Below are 15,977 nucleotides of genomic sequence, written 5' to 3'. Positions count from 1 at the left end.
GCTCGGTGCCATGATCTCTGTGCTCTCCGGCGTGCCCGGATTCCTGCCCGGCCCGGATGACTTCCGCGAGCTGGCCCGCAAGGTCGACACCGCCCGCCACCAAGGGGTGCCCGCCGGCTGCATCCTCGAGATCGATCTGCAGCAGATGCCCCCGGAGACCGCCGGTTTCGACCCGGTCGCCGTGGTCTCCGGGATCCTCGGAGCCAGCCGCCCGCTGCTGCTGCGTGAGACCATCGCCGCCATCCACCGGGCCGCCGAGGATCCCCGGGTCGCCGGGTTGATCGCGCGGGTCCAGCTCGACGCCGCCCCGCCGGGACCGGTGCAGGAACTGCGCGCGGCGATCGCCGCGTTCACCGAACGCAAGCCGTCGCTGGCCTGGGCCGAGACCTACCCCGGCACGCTGTCGTACTACCTCGCCTCGGCGTTCGGCGAGGTGTGGATGCAGCCGTCGGGCACGGTCGGGCTGGTCGGCTTCGCCACCAGCGCGCTGTTCCTGCGCGACGCCCTCGACAAGCTCGGCGTCGAAGCTCAGTTCACCGCCCGCGGCGAGTACAAGTCCGCGGCGAACCTGTTCACCCAGGACGGCTACACCGAGGCGCACCGCGAGGCCGACACGGCGCTGGTGAACAGCCTGCGCGCCCAGGTGTGGGAGGCGGTGGCGGCGGCACGGAAGATCGATCCCACCGCGATCGACGGGCTCGCCGACCGTGCGCCCCTGCTGCGCGAGGACGCGGTGACCGCGGGACTGGTCGACCGGATCGGCTTCCGCGACGAGGCCTATGCGCGGATCGCGGACATGACGGGCGCCGCGGCGGACGGGGACGCCGACGGCGACGACGCACCGCCGCGGCTCTTCCTGTCCCGGTACGCGCGGACCAGCCGGCCATCGATGCCGACCCCGACGCTGCCGGGCCGCAAGGGCAAGCAGACGATCGCCGTCGTCACGTTGGCGGGGCCCATCGTGAGCGGCCGGGGCCGGCCGGTGTCGCCGTTCGGCGGCGCCAGCGCCGGCGGTGACACGATCGCCGCGGCGCTGCGGCAGGCCGGCGCCGATGACGATGTGGCCGCGGTGGTGCTGCGCGTCGACAGCCCCGGCGGCTCGGTCACCGGATCGGAGACGATCTGGCGGGAGGTGGTGCGGCTGCGCGAGCGCGGCACGCCGGTGGTGGCGTCGATGGGCGCCGTCGCAGCCTCCGGCGGTTATTACGTGTCGATGGCCGCCGACGCCATCGTGGCCAATCCGGGCACCATCACCGGGTCGATCGGTGTCGTGACGGGCAAGCTCGTCGCCCGTGACCTCAAGGACAGGCTCGGCGTCGGCTCAGGAACCGTGCGCACCAACGCCAACGCCGATGCGTGGTCGGTCAACGCGCCGTTCACCGAGGAGCAGCAGGCGCACGTGGAGGCCGAGGCCGACCTGTTCTACACCGACTTCGTCCACCGGGTCGCCGACGGTCGCCGGATGACCGCCGAGGCGGTCGACCAGGTGGCCCGCGGCCGGGTGTGGACGGGCGCCGACGCGCTCGAGCGCGGTCTGGTCGACGAGCTCGGCGGGCTCCGCACCGCCATCACCCGGGCCAAGGCGCTCGCGGGGATCGACGAGGACACCAAGGTGCACATCGCTCACCTGCCCGGCTCGTCGCTGCGGGACATGTTGCGGCCCAAGGCGTCGTCGCAGCCTGCCGCCGCATCGGTCTCGGAGATGGTGAGCGCGTTGGCCGTTCGCTCGCTGACCGACGTGGTCGATCAGTCCCGGCGTTCGCTCACCGGCGTCAACGTGCTGTGGCTGGGGGCGTCCCGGTACTGAGTTCGGCGCTCACGTAGACGATCTCACCGAGAGGGCCGTCCGGCGCGGCATCGCCGGGCGCGGGCAGCCCGAAACGGGCGAACAGTTCGTCGCGCGGCGTGCCACTGACCTGCCAGCCGACCGACCGCAGATAGTCCATCACCGGGGTGCGCTGCCCGGTGTAGACCAGCGAGGGCATGTCGATGTCCAGGCCGTGGTCGCGCAGCGGCGCCGACATGGCCCGCGCCTTCTCGGCGTCGAGGTCGACGATGCCCGGCGCCCACTCGGTGGCGATCGTGGATCCGGGCGCCGACAGCGCGGTGATCCGATCGAACAACTGATCCTGTGCCTCGGGCGGCAGGTAGATCAGCAGTCCCTCGGCCAGCCATGCGGTGCGGGCTGTCGGGTCGAAACCGTTGTCGCGCAACGCTGCCGGCCAGTCGTCGCGCAGATCGATCGGGATCGCGCAGCGCGTCGCGGTGGGCTGCGCGCCGAGCGCGGCCAGCGTGGAGGTCTTGAACGAGATCACCTCGGGCTGGTCGAGTTCGAACACGCAAACACCGTCCGGCCACGGAAGACGGTAGGCACGGGCGTCCAGACCCGAGGCCAGGATCACCACCTGCCGTGCGCCCGCGGCCGTCGACGCCAGCGCGCAGTCGTCGAAGAACCTGGTGCGCACCGCCATTCCGTTGACCATCGCCTCGGCCCGCTCGGGAGAGGCGTCGCCGAACACCGACAGGTCGAGTTCGCCGTCGATCATCATGGTGAAGAACTCGACGCCGACCGCCCGCACCAGGGGCGCGGCGAACGGATCGTCGATCAGGGCGCCGGGAGCCGCGCTCGCCATCGCCCGGCCCGCGGCGACCATCGTCGCCGTCGTGCCGACGCTGGACGCCAGATCCCACGAATCATCGCTGCTGCGTGCCATGTGCTACTCCCGGTGAGCTGACAGGTATCCGGAATCGCCGACCATCGCGATCAGCGAGTCGGTCGGCGGGTCGAAACCGTGGGCCGCGTACGCCTGGGTGTTGGGCAGCACGGTCACCTGCCAGCCGAGCTCACGCAGATGGTCGCCCGCCGCGGTGCGCGGGCCGGTGTAGAACAGCGAGGACAGGTCGATGTCGCTGCCGTGGCGGCGGCTCAGGGCGCTGAGCTGCTTCGCCCACTCGCCGGTGAGCGCTTTCGGGTCCATGTGCTCGGTGGCCAGCACGCTGCCCGGCGCGGACAGGGCACTGACGTGGTCCAGCAGCCGGTCCTGGGCCTCGGGCGGCAGGTAGATCAGCAGGCCCTCGGCGATCCACGCGGTGGGCGCATCGGCGTCGAAACCGTTGTCCTGCAACGCTGTGGGCCAGTCGTCGCGCAGGTCGACGCCGACGGCAATCCGGGTCGCCGTGGGCGTCACCCCGGCGTCTGCGAGCACCCGGGTCTTGAACTCGATAACGCTGGGCTGATCGAGTTCGAACACGCATGTGCCTGCCGGCCAGGGCAGTCGGTAGGCCCGGGTGTCCAGGCCGGAGGCCAGGATCACGACCTGCCGGACGCCGGCGTCGGCCGCGTCGGTCAGCACGTCGTCGAAGAACCGGGTGCGTACGGCGATGTGCTCGCGCATCTCCTCGGGGATGTCGGTCTTCCCGCGGGCCACCTCGACGAAGTGGGGGACGCCGACGGCCTCGACCAGCAGGTCGGCGTAGGGGTCGTCGATCAGCGGGCGGGGGCCGCGGCTCGCGAACGCCCGCGACGCCGCGACGGAGGTGGCGGTCGCCCCGACGCTGGAGGCGAGATCCCAGGTGTCGCCGTCGGTGCGGCTCACGACTTCACCGCCGTGAGCGCCAGCGAGTTCCGCAGCGGTGCCAGCGCCTCGCCGGTGCCGAACGTGCGCCCGTACCCGGCGAAGACCTCGGGGCGGGTCCGCGTGCTCACCTGCCAGCCCTGCCCGGACAGGTAGTCGGTCGGGGGAGTGCGCTCCCCGGGATAGAACAGATCGGCCACGTTCACGTCGAACCCGTGATCGGACCACTGCGCGCTCAGCGCGCGGGCTCGCTCACCGATGGAGGCGCCGGCGTCGGGATGGTATTCGGTGGCCAGCCGGCTGCCGGGCGCCGAGAGTGCGGTGATGTGGTCGAACAGGCGGTCCTGTGCGTCCGGTGGCAGGTAGACCAGCAGACCCTCGGCGCTCCACGCGGTCGGGACGGTCTCGTCGAAACCGTGGGCGCGCAGAGCGGCCGGCCAGTCGTCGCGCAGGTCCACGGCCACGGCCCGGTGGTGCGCCGACGGCGCGGCGCCGAGGTCGGCCAGGGCGGCGGCCTTGAATTCGAGGACCTGAGGCTGGTCGATCTCGAACACCGTCGTGCCGTCCGGCCAGGGCAGCCGGTACGCCCGTGAGTCCAGCCCCGAGGCCAGGATGACCGCCTGCCGGACCCCGGCCGCGGCGGCGTCGAGGAAGAAGTCGTCGAAGAACCGGGTCCGCACGGCCATCACGTCGGTCATCAGCCGCGCTGCCCCGGAGTCGTCGGAGTCGGCGAACGTGAGCGTCCCGTCGACCACCTTGGTGAAGAAGTCGATGCCGACCGCGCGCACCAGGGGAGCGGCGTACGGGTCGTCGATCAGCGGGTCGGGTTCCACGCTGGCGACGGCCCGCGCCGCGGCGACCATCGTCGCCGTCGACCCGACACTGGACGCCAGATCCCACCGGTCCCCTTCGGCGCGCGCCACGGCGGGGCTACTTCGCCGCGCTGACGTAGACGACGTCGGCGAAGCCCTCGTCCGGGTTCATCGGCGGGAGGCCGTAGCGGACCAGCAGGTCGGTGGTGGGCGCGCCGTCGGCGGTCCAGCCGTGCCCGCGCAGGTATTCGGCGACCTCCGCACGCTCGCCGAGGAAAACCAGCTCGGAGAAGTCGAGGTCGAAGCCGTGGCTGCGCCACTGATCGGTCGACTCCTTCATCTTCTCCCGCAGCTCCTCGGAGTCCCCTTCGTGGTGGGACGGCACGCCCTCGGCGGCCAGCCGGCTACCCGGCGCGCTGAGCTCGTCGATCTGGTCCAGTAGCCGGTCCTGCGCGTCGGGCGGCAGGTAGCCGAACAGTCCCTCGGCGATCCATGCGCTCGGGCGGCTCGGGTCGAAGCCCGCCTCGGCCAGGGCGGCCGGCCAGTCCTGGCGGAGATCGATCGCGACGGTGCGCAGCTCGGTGGTCGGCTGGGCGCCGAGCCCGGCCAGGGTCTGCTGCTTGAAGGCGATGACCTCGGGCTGGTCGATCTCGTAGAGCACCATGTCGGCCGGCCAGTCCAGCCGGTAGGCGCGGGCGTCGAGGCCGGAGGCCAGGATGACGGCCTGGCGGACGCCGGCGGCCACCGCGTCGGCGAAGAAGTCGTCGAAGAAGCGGGTGCGGGCGGCCATCCCGTCGGCGAAGCGGGTGATGCCGACGGGGGACTGGCCGCCATCGCCCGCGTCGAGGTCGGCCGGGGTGAGTTCGCCGGAGGCCAGCTTGGTGAAGAAGTCCACGCCCACCGCGCGGACCAGGGGTTCGGCGAAGGGGTCGCTGATCACCGGCTCGTCGGCCCGCGACGCCACGGCGCGCGCCGCGGCGACCATAGTGGCCGTTGCGCCGACGCTGGACGCGAGGTCCCAGGTGTCGTTGTCACTGCGTGCCATCGTCTGCTCCTCTCGGGAAGATCAAATTACTTAGCTGGGTTAACCAAGCTTCGGTGGCGACTGTACTCCTCGAACCTGACCGCAGGCTTTCGCATTCCTGCGCTCCCGGGATTCGGGCCAACCAAGATGCAACTGTTAGTCTCGTAGACTGTTCCAATCGCGTGACCTGCGCAGGCCCGTTGCCTGCCGGGGCCGTCGCGCACAAGACTTAACCGACGCTGGTCACGCCAGCCAAAGAGCACGCCGCGATCGACCCGGCCGTGCAGGAGGAAAGAGTGCTCTCGGCTTTCATCTCATCCCTGCGGACAGTCGACCTGAGGCGAAAGATCCTGTTCACGCTGGGCATCGTGATCCTCTATCGGGTCGGTGCCACGGTCCCGTCGCCCGGGGTCAACTACCCCAACGTGCAGCAGTGCATCGCCCAGGTCAGTGGCGGCGACTCCGCGCAGATCTACTCGCTGATCAACCTGTTCTCCGGCGGCGCGCTGTTGCAGCTGTCGGTCTTCGCCGTCGGCGTGATGCCCTACATCACGGCGAGCATCATCGTGCAGCTGCTCGGTGTGGTGATCCCGCGCTTCGAGCAGCTGCGTAAAGAGGGCCAGGCGGGTCAGGCGAAACTCACGCAGTACACCCGCTACCTGGCGGTCGCGCTGGCGATCCTGCAGTCCACCTCGATCGTGGCGCTGGCCGCCAACGGCGGGCTGCTGCAGGGCTGCACGCTCGACATCATCCAGGGCCAGAGCGAGGGCATGAACCTCTTCCGCCTGGTCATCATCGTGCTGGTGATGACCGCGGGCTCGGCGCTGGTGATGTGGATGGGCGAGCTGGTCACCGAGCGCGGCGTCGGCAACGGCATGTCGCTGCTGATCTTCGCCGGCATCGCGGCCCGCATCCCCAGTGAGGGCAAGACGATCCTGGACAGCCGCGGCGGCATGGTGTTCACGCTGGTCTGCATCGCGGCGCTGATCATCATCGTCGGCGTCGTGTTCGTCGAGCAGGGTCAGCGCCGCATCCCGGTGCAGTACGCCAAGCGGATGGTCGGCCGGCGCATGTACGGCGGCACGTCGACGTACCTGCCGCTGAAGGTCAACCAGGCGGGCGTCATCCCGGTGATCTTCGCGTCGTCGCTGATCTACATCCCGCACCTGATCACCCAGCTGATCCAGAGCGCCAGCGACAATCCCGGAAACGGCTGGTGGCAGACGTTCGTCGCCGACTACCTGACCAATCCGGCCGACCCGGTCTACATCGCGCTGTACTTCGGGCTGATCGTGTTCTTCACGTACTTCTACGTCTCGGTCACGTTCAACCCCGACGAACGCGCCGACGAGATGAAGAAGTACGGCGGGTTCATCCCGGGCATCCGGCCGGGCAAGCCCACCGCGGACTATCTGCGCTTCGTGCTGTCCCGCATCACGCTGCCGGGCTCGATCTACCTGGGCATCATCGCGGTCCTGCCGAACCTGTTCCTGGAGATCGGCAACACCGGTTCGGTGCAGAACCTGCCGTTCGGCGGTACCGCGGTGCTGATCGCGATCGGCGTCGCGCTGGACACCATCAAGCAGATCGAAAGCCAGCTCATGCAGCGCAACTACGAAGGGTTCCTCAAATGAGAATCGTGTTGTTGGGACCGCCCGGCGCGGGCAAGGGGACGCAGGCGCAGAAGCTGGCCGACAAGCTCGGGGTGCCGCACGTGTCGACCGGTGACCTCTTCCGCTACAACATCAGCAACAACACCGAGCTCGGGGTGGAAGCCAAGAAGTACCTCGACGCCGGAGATCTGGTCCCCGCGTCGCTGACCAACGCCCTGGTGGACGACCGCCTCGACGACGAGGACGCCAAGGCCGGGTTCATCCTCGACGGGTTCCCGCGCTCGGTCGAGCAGGCCGAGGCGCTGGACCAGATGCTGGCCAAGCGCAATCTGTCGCTCGACGCCGTGCTCGAGTTCCGGGTTCCCGAGGAGGAGCTGGTGTCCCGGCTCCAGGGCCGCGGCCGTGCCGACGACACCGAGGACGTCATCCGCAACCGGTTCAAGGTCTACCGCGACGAGACCGCACCGCTGCTGGACTACTACAGCGAGACCCTCACGACCGTCGACGCCGTCGGCGAGCTCGACGAGGTCTTCACCCGGGCGCTCAAGGCGCTCGGCCGCTAGATGGTCTCTCTACCCGGCTTGCGGGGCCGCAAGGTCGTTCCCCAGCGCACCGCCGGGGAGCTCGACGCGATGGCCGCCGCGGGCGCGCTGGTCGCCGCGGCGCTGCGGGCGGTCCGCGAGACCGCCGCACCCGGAGTGTCGACGCTCGAGCTCGACGCCGTCGCCGAGGCGGTGATCCGCGACGGTGGCGGCATCCCGTCGTTCCTCGGGTACCACGGCTTTCCCGCCACCATCTGCTCCTCGGTCAACGAGCGCGTCGTGCACGGCATCCCGTCGGCCGACGAACTCCTGGCCACCGGCGACCTGGTGTCGATCGACTGCGGCGCCATCCTGGACGGCTGGCACGGCGACTCCGCGGTCACGTTCGGTGTCGGCCCGCTGATCCCCGCCGACGAGGCGCTCTCCGCGGCCACTCGGGAATCGATGGAGGCCGGCATCGCCGCGATGGTGCCCGGCAACCGGCTCACCGACGTCTCCCACGCCATCGAGAACGGCACCCGCGCCGCCGAGAAGCGCCACGACCGCGCGTTCGGCATCGTCGCGGGTTATGGCGGGCACGGTATCGGCCGGCAGATGCACATGGACCCGTTCCTGCCCAATGAGGGCGCGCCGGGACGCGGGCCGCATCTGGCGCCCGGCTCGGTGCTCGCGATCGAACCGATGCTGACCCTCGGCACCGCCAAGACGCGTGTTCTCGACGACGAATGGACTGTGGTCACCACGGACGGCTCCCGGGCCGCACACTGGGAGCACACTGTCGCGGTCACCGATGACGGACCGAGAATTCTGACCCTCTGAGTGAACCGGACCGTCGCCGACACCGTGTAGTAGACGGAGGTTGGGGAATGGACGATCCGGAGGCCGCCATGATGCGCGTGCTCTACGACGAACACGCCGCCGCGCTGTGGCGCTACGCGCTGCGGCTGACCGGCGACCGCGCCCGCGCCGAGGACGTCGTGCAGGAGACTCTGCTGCGGGCATGGCGCCACCCCGAGGTCACCGCCGACGCGGACCGCTCGGCGCGGGCCTGGCTGTTCACCGTGGCCCGCAACATGATCATCGACGAGCGCCGCAGCGCCCGCTTCCGCAACGAGGCGTCGGATCCGGTGCCCGACGACGTCGCCGACCGCGCCTCGTCGGACGAGGTGGACGCGGCGCTGAACCGCATCCTGGTGGGCACCGCGCTCGCGCAGCTGTCCGAGGAACACCGCGCTGTCGTCCGGCGGGCCTACTACCAGGGCTGGACGACCGCGCAGATCTCCGCGGACCTCGGCATTCCGGAGGGAACCGTGAAATCGCGACTGCACTACGCCATGCGCGCCCTGAGACTGGGCCTTCAGGAGATGGGGGTGACCCGATGACCGTCGACGACCGCTACCTGACCTGGGACGCCGCGTACGTGCTGGGCGCGTTGAGCAGCGACGAGCGGCTCGAGTACGAGCGCCACCTCGAGAGCTGCACCCGGTGCCGCACCGCCGTCGCCGAACTCGGCGGCATGCCGAGCCTGCTGGGACTGCTCGACCTCGACGACGTGAACGCCCTCGACGACGAACAACCGGACCCGCCGCTGCGGCCCGAGGTGCGCGACGCCGTGCTGGCCAAGGTCCGCTGGCGCCGGCGTCGCTCCCGGTGGGTGAACTCGGCGGTGATCGGATTGGCCGCCGCGGTGCTGGCCGTCGGCGTCCTCCTGGTGGCCCGGCCGCAGATCATCGGGTTGCAGAATCGGCCAGACACCCAGAACACCGCCCAGATGATCGAGATGACGAAGGTGGCCCCCACCCCGATCAACGCGAGCATCGCGCTGACCAACTTCGGCTGGGGCACCCGCGTCGACATGGTGTGCACCTACGGCCAGTGGGGCAACAACGACGCGGCGCCGAAGGATCTCGGCATGGTGGTGCTCACCCGTGACGGGAACCGGTCGCAGATCGCGACGTGGCTCGGCGTACCGGGCGCGACCGCACTGCCCAGCGGCACCACCCCGATCCAGCGCGACGACATCGCCGCCGTGCAGATGGTGTCCGTCTCCGACGGAAAGGTGCTGCTGGAAAAGCAGCTCTGAACCAAACCGCCTCTGCCGTCGTGTCACCGGTGAAGGAAGGTGGTGCGGCATGGGCCAGGGGTATCGCGTCGTCGACGACATCGTCGACCGGTTGGTCGCCCGCGGGGTCCGGCACCTCTTCGGCGTCGACGGCGCGAACATCGAAGACCTCTTCGACGCCGCGGCCGGCCGCGAGGACATCGACATCATCCTGGCCAAACACGAATTCGGCGCTGCCGCAATGGCGGACGGCTACAGCCGCAGCGGAGCCGGGCTCGGCGTGGTCGCCGCCACGTCGGGCGGCGGCTGCCTGAACCTCATCCCCGGCCTCGGCGAGTCGCTGGCCCGCCGGGTGCCCGTTCTGGCGCTCGTCGGACAGGCCCCGACCCGGCTGGACGGCCGCGGCGCCTTCCAGGACACCAGCGGCGCTGACGGCGCTCTCGACGCCGAGGCGCTGTTCTCCGCGGTGTCGCTGTACTGCCGCCGCGTGACCCGGTCCGCCGACATCGTCTGCGCACTGGCCGAGGCATTGACCGCGGCCGCCACCGGTGGCCCCGCAGTGCTGTTGCTGCCCAAAGACATTCAGCAGTCCCTCCTGCCGCCGATCGTCGGGCTGCCGGCACCCCGACATCTGCGCGCGCCGCTTCCCGATCTGGCCGGCATCATCCTCGCGCTGCGCACGGCCGACGGGCCGGTGACCGTGATCGCCGGTGAGCAGGTCGCCCGCGACGACGCCCGCGCGGAACTGCGGATGCTCTGCGAAGCGCTCGGTGCGCACCCTGCGGCGGTGCCCGACGCGAAGGACGTCGCCCCCGGCGCCCCGGTCACCGGCGTGATGGGACACCCCGGCGTCGCGGCCGAACTCGGGCGCAGCGCAGCCTGCCTGCTCGTCGGCACCCGCCTGGACGTCACGGCTCGCGCCGGCCTCGACGACGCGCTGGCCGCGGTCCCCACCCTGTCGATCGGTTCGGCCGTGCCGTTCGTGGCGGCCACCCACTGCCGGGCCGATGACCTGCGCGCCGCCCTTCCCGCGCTCGCCGCCGCTGTCCGTCGGGGATCCGGATCTGCACGAAAACCGTTGCCCTTCAACGAACTGTCACCCCCGGCGACCGACGGTCCCGGAGTGCGGTACCGCGCCGCGCTGCACGCGATCGACGCCGCCCTGCCCGCGGGCGCCGACATCGTCGTCGACGCCGGCAACATCGGCGCGGCGGCCATCTACCACCTGCCCGCGCGCGCCGACGGCAGATTCCTCGTCGCCCTCGGTATGGGCGGCATGGGTTACAGCTTCGGCGCGGCCGTCGGCACCGCGGCGCACCGCGGCCGCCGCACCGTGGTGATCGCCGGCGACGGGTCCTTCTACATGCACGGCATGGAGATCCACACCGCGCTGCGCTATCGGCTGCCGATCACGTTCCTGCTCTTCGACAATCACGCACACGCGATGTGCGTGACCCGCGAGCACCTGTTCTACTCCGGCGGCGACGGCCGGAACCGCTTCGGACCCAGCCGGTTGGGCGCCGGTCTGGCCGCGATGTTCCCCGGGCTGCCCAGTGTCGACGTCGACACGGTGCAGGACCTGCCCGCCGCCCTGCGCACCGCCCTGGCCTGCGACGGCCCGTCGGTGGTCGCCGTTGAATGCTCGCCCGACGAAATCCCGCCGTTCGCGGCGTTTCTCACCCAGAAGGAGTCCCCGCATGTCGCTGCGCACGCTTGACGAGATCGACGGTCTGATCCGCATCGAGACGTCCCCGAAGGAACAGGCCACGCCGATCATCATGGAACGGATGCGGTCGGTGTACCCGCACGACCAGGTGTTCGGCACCTACTGCACGGTCAACGACTACATCGACTGCCCACCCGACGAACTCTTCGACTACCTCACCGACACCCGCTGTCTGGAGGAGTGGACGTACAGCCTGCGCGGCTTCACCCCGACCGACGAGCCCGGACTGTGGCTCGCCCACGACCGGCTGGGCGCGGGCCCTGGCGGTCCGGGCAGCGCGATCTACACCCGCACCGTCGCGCACCCCGAGGCGATGACCGTCGACTACCACTGCGCGTGGGACCAGGGCAAGCACCTGTGGATGATCTACCTGATGCGGGTCGTCGACGCGCAGGTCGTCTTCGACAAGCCCGGGTCGGTGGTGCTGTGGACGAACTGTCACCACCCGTTCTACGACCACAACCCCTATCCGGAGACCGCGCCCGCCGGCCGGCCGGTGTGGGTGGGTGACTTCTGGGACATGTTCGGGCCCGGCCACCAGCTCGAGCTGACGAACCTCAAGGTGATCGCCGAACACCGGCACCGCAACGGCCTTCCGGTCACGCCGGCATGGATGAGATGAGAACGCCGTGACCACAACCGAACCCGTGAGCCTGCTAGACGTGTCCGTGCATCTGCCCGGCGAGCCGATCGACGCCGAGTACTACGCGCAGTTCGCGGAGACCGACGAACTGCGGGAGAACCGGATGTTCCGCGCGCCGCGGCACCGCCACCACGTCGCACCCGGCACCACCGCGGCCGACATGGTCGAACGCGCCGCCGCCGGACTGCTCGAGCGCCACGGTGAGGACCTGGTCCGCGGTGCCGACGTGCTGATCACCCACACCCAGCTGCCCGACATGCCGTTCTACGGTGCGGGCGGGGCGATCGCCCACCGGCTCGGGATGAAGCCGCGGCACGTGATCGACCTGCACAATGGCGGCTGCGCGGCGTTCGTGCTGGGGTTGGGTCTGGCCCGCACGCTGCTCGCCGCCGGCGAGGGCCGCACCGCCCTGATCGCGGTCGTGCAGAACGCGGCGGGGCAGATCTTCGACCAGCCCACCATCCGGACCAAGGCACAGGCCGCGGTGCCCGGAGACGGCGCGGCGGTCGGTCTGGTCACCCGGTCGGAAGCCTCGCCGATCCTCGCCGTCGAATGCCGCACCTACGGCGAATACGCGGGCGACATGACCATCGCGGTCGATCCGCCACGGCTGTGGTGGCAGGCCGGCCCCGGTGAGGGATGCATCGGCTTCACCGAGGCCAAGATCACCAAGGTCCTGGCCCGCGGCAACCGCCAGGTGCCCGAGGTGAGTTACGCCGTCTGCGACCGGCTCGGCCTGGCGCCCGACGACATCGACCTGTTCGTCAGCAACCAGCCCAACCGGGTGTTCCTGCGCAACTGGCGGGAGGCGCTCGAGGTGCCCGCGTCGAGACACGTCGATACGTTCGACGAGTGCGGCAACCTGTTCGCCGCGGGCATCCCGGTGAACCTCGACCGGGCGGTCACCGACGGCCGCGTGCGGGCCGGGGACACCGTGCTGATGGCGGCCTTCGCGCACGCCGGCGACTTCGCCGGTGCGGCCGCCGTGCAGTGGGGCGGACGCCCCTGATGGCCGCGCGCGACACCGCGGCGGTGGCCGTGCTGCCCGACGCGGTGAACCCGTGTGCGTTGTCGCTCAACGAGAGTCCGTTCCCACCGCTGCCCGCGGTACGCGCCGCCGTGCGCGCCTCGTTGGACTCGCTGAACCGCTATCCGGAGTTCCTGCCGCACCGGCTTCGGTCGGTCATCGCGGGCCGCCTCGGGGTGGCTGCCGATCAGGTGGTGATCGGGGAGGGGGCGACGGGCGTGCTGATGCAGGTGCTGCATGCGCTGACCAGTCCCGGCGACACGCTGGTGACGTCGACGCCGACGTTCGATGGCTACCCGATCCTCGCGCGGATGGCTCGGCTGCGGCCGGTGACGGTTCCGCTCGACAGGCACGGCCACCACGACCTCGACGCGATGGCCGACGCCGCGGTCGGCGCACGGGTGGTGGTGGTGTGCCGCCCGCACAACCCGACGGGCACGGTGGAGCAGGTGAGCGCCCTCGAGCGGTTCCTGGGCCGGGTGCCCGCCGACACCGTGGTGCTGCTCGACGAGGCGTACGTGGAGTTCCTGGCTCCCGAACACCGCGTCGACGCCGTCGACCTGGTGCACCGGTTCGGCAACGTCGTGGTGGTGCGCACGTTCTCGAAAGCCTATGGGCTGGCGGGGCTGCGGGTCGGCTACGGCTTCTGCGCGCCGGCGCTGGGGCGGGCACTGTGGGCGATGCAGCTGCCGTTCGGGGTGTCGCTGCCCGCGCTGGTCGCCGTCGTCGCCTCCTATGAAGCGGAAAATCAACTGCGCCAACGGATCCGGACCATCACGGCGGAACGCCGGCGGCTGCAGATGAGGCTGCGCGCGATGGGCGTCTACACCACCGACGCGCAGGCGAACTTCGTGTACCTGCCCGGCGCCGCGGTGCGCTGGAGCGATGCGTTCGACGGCTCGGGCCTGCTGGTCCGACAGTACGACGACGGTGGCGTGCGCATCACCGTCGGTTCTCGGGCGTCGACGCGGGCGGTGATCCGCACCGTCGCAGCAGCGATGCGGTAAGAAGAGGCGTGGCCACCGAATCGGACGGGCGTTCGGAGCGACGGGATCCGATCGCCGCGGCGCGCGCCAACTGGGAGCGTTGCGGGTGGGGCGACGTGGCCGACGGCATGGTCGCGGTGACGTCGGTGATGCGCGCGCATCAGATCCTGCTGGCCCGTGTCGAGAACGCGTTGCGGCCTTACGACCTCAGCTTCTCGCGCTTCGAGCTGCTGCGGCTGCTGGCGTTCAGCCGTGCCGGCGCGCTGCCGATCACCAAGGCTTCCGACCGGCTGCAGGTTCACGTCACCAGCGTCACCCACGCGATCCGCCGACTGGAGACCGACGGGCTGGTCGAGCGGATTCCGCATCCGACCGACGGGCGAACCACGCTGGTGCGGCTGACGGATCTGGGCCGCTCCACCGTCGAGGACGCCACCGTCACGCTCAACAACGACGTCTTCGCCGACATCGGCATCACCGACGCGCAGTCGCGTGCGCTGGCCGAGTCGATCCGCGCGCTGCGCCACAGCGCCGGCGACTTCTAGCGGGGACTGCCACGGTTGAGTTCGCGGGCGACTAGTTGGTCGAGGGTGGCCGTTGGGGGTCGAACGGTTCGTACCACCACCAGTTTGCGCGTTCGCCGGTGGGTCCGCGGCAGGGTGCGACGTGGGGTGGGTCGGTGGTGGGTGGGCGGGCCAGGGATCGGTTGGTCAGGGGTCGGCCGGCGCGGTCGGTGACGACGAGCCGGTCGGCGGGTCCGGTGATGGTGANCGGTGGTGGGTGGGCGGGCCAGGGATCGGTTGGTCAGGGGTCGGCCGGCGCGGTCGGTGACGACGAGCCGGTCGGCGGGTCCGGTGATGGTGAGGGTGCCGCGGTGATGGGCGCGGTGGTGATAGGGGCACAGCAGTACCAGGTTGTCCAGGTCGGTGGGTCCGCCGTCTTCCCAGTGCCGCAGGTGGTGGGCGTGCAGACCGCGGGTGGCGCCGCAGCCGGGGACCGCGCAGCAGCTGTCGCGGTATTCCAGGGCGCGGCGTAGCCGGCGGTTGATCACCCGGGTGGAGCGGCCCGCGCCGAGGATCTGCCCGTCGCGGTGGAACCACACCTCGCAGGTGGCGTCGCAGGTCAGGTATTGCCGGTCGGCGTCGGACAGCAGCGGCCCCAGATGCAGCGCGGCCACCTTGTCTTTGACGTCGACGTGCACGACCACGGTGGTGCGCTGCCCGTGCGGGCGCGCCGCGGCGTCGGCGTCCCAGCCCGCGTCGATCAGCCGGAGGAACGCGTCGCCGGTGGTGGGCATCGGGGGGCGGGTGGCCGTGGGGTCGAGCGCTTTCCACTGCGCGATCAGGGCGTCTTTGTGGGATTGCAGCGCCGCCTCGAACGTCGCGGCCTCGACGTGCGGCAACCGGATCTGCCAGCAGGTGTACTGCTCGTCGGTGGTGTGGCTGATCGTGCACACCGGCTCGGGCTCGGGGACCACCTCAGCCTCGGCCTCAGGCTCGGGTTCCGGCTCGGGTTCCGGCTCGGGGTCGGGCTTGGGTTTCGGTTTGGGGGCGAGGTTGAGGGCGGTACGCAGCTGGCTGACGGTGGCGGTGCGGGCCAGCTCGGCGTAGTGGGCGTCGGAGCCCGTGGCGGCGCGCGCGGCGATGGCGCCGACCTGATCCAGGGAGAGCTGTCCTTGTTGCAGTCCGGCGACGCAGCGGGGGAACTCCTCGATCCGGTGGGCCACCGCGGCGAGGACTGTGGCGCGGGTCGGGGACACCCCGGTCTTCCAGGCCACCAGGTTCTGCACCGAGCGCGCACCCGTGGCGGCCCACAGCCCGTCGCGGTCGATCTCGGCGATGATCGACACGATGCGGCCATCGATCGCGTTGCGCTGCCCGGTCAGCTCGGCCAGCTCGTCGAACAACACGTCCAACCGCTCGTCGATACGCCGGGAGGCGACCAAAGACGTTGCCGGCGAGGACATG

At 70.7% G+C, this 15,977-nt stretch carries 16 protein-coding genes and 1 pseudogene; 11 read left to right on the top strand and 6 right to left on the bottom strand.

The annotated features are described in order from the left end of the window. Positions 1 to 10 precede the first annotated feature (10 nt). Positions 11 to 1,807: a signal peptide peptidase SppA gene (gene sppA / locus MCHUDSM44219_RS17985; RefSeq protein ID WP_048419618.1), complete on the top strand. Its 1,797-nt coding sequence runs from the start codon at positions 11 to 13 to the stop codon at positions 1,805 to 1,807. On the opposite strand, the gene MCHUDSM44219_RS17980 is transcribed toward sppA, so the two are convergent. The 4 genes from MCHUDSM44219_RS17980 to MCHUDSM44219_RS17965 are packed head-to-tail and all read right to left on the bottom strand — an operon-like array spanning position 1,773 to position 5,432. Next, positions 1,773 to 2,714, bottom strand: coding sequence for a class I SAM-dependent methyltransferase (locus MCHUDSM44219_RS17980; RefSeq protein ID WP_048419617.1), 942 nt, complete (start codon positions 2,712 to 2,714; stop codon positions 1,773 to 1,775). The two genes, sppA and MCHUDSM44219_RS17980, sit on opposite strands and share 35 nt — an antisense overlap. A 3-nt stretch (positions 2,715 to 2,717) precedes the next feature. Beyond that, complete coding sequence (locus tag MCHUDSM44219_RS17975; protein ID WP_048419616.1) at positions 2,718 to 3,596, bottom strand: class I SAM-dependent methyltransferase; 879 nt, start codon at positions 3,594 to 3,596, stop codon at positions 2,718 to 2,720. Continuing rightward, positions 3,593 to 4,498, bottom strand: a complete 906-nt coding sequence (locus MCHUDSM44219_RS17970; protein ID WP_048419615.1) for a class I SAM-dependent methyltransferase — start codon at positions 4,496 to 4,498, stop codon at positions 3,593 to 3,595. The genes MCHUDSM44219_RS17975 and MCHUDSM44219_RS17970 overlap by 4 nt, the downstream gene beginning before the upstream one ends. Before the next feature lie 7 nt (positions 4,499 to 4,505). After that, complete coding sequence (locus MCHUDSM44219_RS17965) at positions 4,506 to 5,432, bottom strand: class I SAM-dependent methyltransferase (protein WP_048419614.1); 927 nt, start codon at positions 5,430 to 5,432, stop codon at positions 4,506 to 4,508. Between the two features lie 275 nt (positions 5,433 to 5,707). Here MCHUDSM44219_RS17965 and secY point away from each other — a divergent pair, with 275 nt between their 5' ends. Genes secY through MCHUDSM44219_RS17915 form a run of 10 tightly spaced genes read left to right on the top strand, consistent with a single transcriptional unit; the run spans position 5,708 to position 14,555 of the window. Further along, the gene (gene secY / locus MCHUDSM44219_RS17960) at positions 5,708 to 7,045 is read left to right on the top strand and encodes a preprotein translocase subunit SecY (protein ID WP_048419613.1); all 1,338 of its coding nucleotides are present in this window, start codon (positions 5,708 to 5,710) and stop codon (positions 7,043 to 7,045) included. Next, entirely contained in the window at positions 7,042 to 7,587 is a 546-nt protein-coding gene (locus tag MCHUDSM44219_RS17955; RefSeq protein ID WP_048419612.1) for an adenylate kinase, read from the top strand. The genes secY and MCHUDSM44219_RS17955 overlap by 4 nt, the downstream gene beginning before the upstream one ends. Beyond that, positions 7,588 to 8,385 (top strand): type I methionyl aminopeptidase, encoded by a 798-nt coding sequence (map, locus tag MCHUDSM44219_RS17950; RefSeq protein WP_048419611.1) that lies wholly within the window; start codon positions 7,588 to 7,590, stop codon positions 8,383 to 8,385. It abuts the gene before it with no gap. A gap of 47 nt (positions 8,386 to 8,432) precedes the next feature. Beyond that, positions 8,433 to 8,948 carry a sigma-70 family RNA polymerase sigma factor gene (locus MCHUDSM44219_RS17945; RefSeq protein WP_048419610.1) on the top strand — a complete coding sequence of 172 codons (516 nt, stop codon included), beginning with the start codon at positions 8,433 to 8,435 and terminating at the stop codon, positions 8,946 to 8,948. Then, a complete protein-coding gene (locus MCHUDSM44219_RS17940) occupies positions 8,945 to 9,649 on the top strand; it encodes a zf-HC2 domain-containing protein (protein WP_048419609.1) in 705 nt (234 codons plus the stop codon). Before MCHUDSM44219_RS17945 ends, MCHUDSM44219_RS17940 begins: the two co-directional genes overlap by 4 nt. 49 nt (positions 9,650 to 9,698) lie before the next feature. Further along, positions 9,699 to 11,345, top strand: coding sequence for a thiamine pyrophosphate-binding protein (locus MCHUDSM44219_RS17935; protein ID WP_048419608.1), 1,647 nt, complete (start codon positions 9,699 to 9,701; stop codon positions 11,343 to 11,345). After that, a complete protein-coding gene (locus tag MCHUDSM44219_RS17930; RefSeq protein ID WP_048419607.1) occupies positions 11,326 to 11,976 on the top strand; it encodes a hypothetical protein in 651 nt (216 codons plus the stop codon). Before MCHUDSM44219_RS17935 ends, MCHUDSM44219_RS17930 begins: the two co-directional genes overlap by 20 nt. 25 nt (positions 11,977 to 12,001) lie before the next feature. Continuing rightward, positions 12,002 to 13,006: a 3-oxoacyl-ACP synthase III family protein gene (locus MCHUDSM44219_RS17925; protein ID WP_236695507.1), complete on the top strand. Its 1,005-nt coding sequence runs from the start codon at positions 12,002 to 12,004 to the stop codon at positions 13,004 to 13,006. After that, positions 13,006 to 14,031: a pyridoxal phosphate-dependent aminotransferase gene (locus MCHUDSM44219_RS17920; RefSeq protein ID WP_048419654.1), complete on the top strand. Its 1,026-nt coding sequence runs from the start codon at positions 13,006 to 13,008 to the stop codon at positions 14,029 to 14,031. The genes MCHUDSM44219_RS17925 and MCHUDSM44219_RS17920 overlap by 1 nt, the downstream gene beginning before the upstream one ends. Before the next feature lie 8 nt (positions 14,032 to 14,039). Further along, positions 14,040 to 14,555, top strand: coding sequence for a MarR family transcriptional regulator (locus tag MCHUDSM44219_RS17915; RefSeq protein ID WP_048419605.1), 516 nt, complete (start codon positions 14,040 to 14,042; stop codon positions 14,553 to 14,555). A gap of 31 nt (positions 14,556 to 14,586) precedes the next feature. On the opposite strand, the pseudogene MCHUDSM44219_RS31155 reads toward MCHUDSM44219_RS17915, so the two are convergent. Together MCHUDSM44219_RS31155 and MCHUDSM44219_RS17910 are read right to left on the bottom strand one after the other, a co-directional pair. Continuing rightward, positions 14,587 to 14,780: pseudogene (locus tag MCHUDSM44219_RS31155) on the bottom strand (HNH endonuclease); the annotation flags it as partial. Position 14,781: 1 nt separating this feature from the next. Further along, a partial coding sequence (locus tag MCHUDSM44219_RS17910; protein WP_236695506.1) for an HNH endonuclease signature motif containing protein occupies positions 14,782 to 15,976 on the bottom strand: 1,195 nt, incomplete at its 3' end. Between the last annotated feature and the right edge of the window lies 1 nt (position 15,977).

The organism is Mycolicibacterium chubuense, assembly GCF_001044255.1.
GTDB lineage: Bacteria > Actinomycetota > Actinomycetes > Mycobacteriales > Mycobacteriaceae > Mycobacterium > Mycobacterium chubuense.
Note: the sequence above shows the minus strand (reverse complement) of the source record. Positions and strands in the feature narration are given on the sequence as shown.

What these genes read in the sequence shown, in the direction of transcription:
- sppA (WP_048419618.1), top strand. Translation starts at nt 11, where the DNA reads ATGATCTCTGTGCTCTCCGGCGTGCCCGGATTCCTGCCCGGCCCGGAT.
- MCHUDSM44219_RS17980 (WP_048419617.1), bottom strand. Translation starts at nt 2,714, where the DNA reads ATGGCACGCAGCAGCGATGATTCGTGGGATCTGGCGTCCAGCGTCGGC.
- MCHUDSM44219_RS17965 (WP_048419614.1), bottom strand. Translation starts at nt 5,432, where the DNA reads ATGGCACGCAGTGACAACGACACCTGGGACCTCGCGTCCAGCGTCGGC.
- MCHUDSM44219_RS17955 (WP_048419612.1), top strand. Translation starts at nt 7,042, where the DNA reads ATGAGAATCGTGTTGTTGGGACCGCCCGGCGCGGGCAAGGGGACGCAG.
- map (WP_048419611.1), top strand. Translation starts at nt 7,588, where the DNA reads ATGGTCTCTCTACCCGGCTTGCGGGGCCGCAAGGTCGTTCCCCAGCGC.
- MCHUDSM44219_RS17945 (WP_048419610.1), top strand. Translation starts at nt 8,433, where the DNA reads ATGGACGATCCGGAGGCCGCCATGATGCGCGTGCTCTACGACGAACAC.
- MCHUDSM44219_RS17940 (WP_048419609.1), top strand. Translation starts at nt 8,945, where the DNA reads ATGACCGTCGACGACCGCTACCTGACCTGGGACGCCGCGTACGTGCTG.
- MCHUDSM44219_RS17935 (WP_048419608.1), top strand. Translation starts at nt 9,699, where the DNA reads ATGGGCCAGGGGTATCGCGTCGTCGACGACATCGTCGACCGGTTGGTC.
- MCHUDSM44219_RS17930 (WP_048419607.1), top strand. Translation starts at nt 11,326, where the DNA reads ATGTCGCTGCGCACGCTTGACGAGATCGACGGTCTGATCCGCATCGAG.
- MCHUDSM44219_RS17920 (WP_048419654.1), top strand. Translation starts at nt 13,006, where the DNA reads ATGGCCGCGCGCGACACCGCGGCGGTGGCCGTGCTGCCCGACGCGGTG.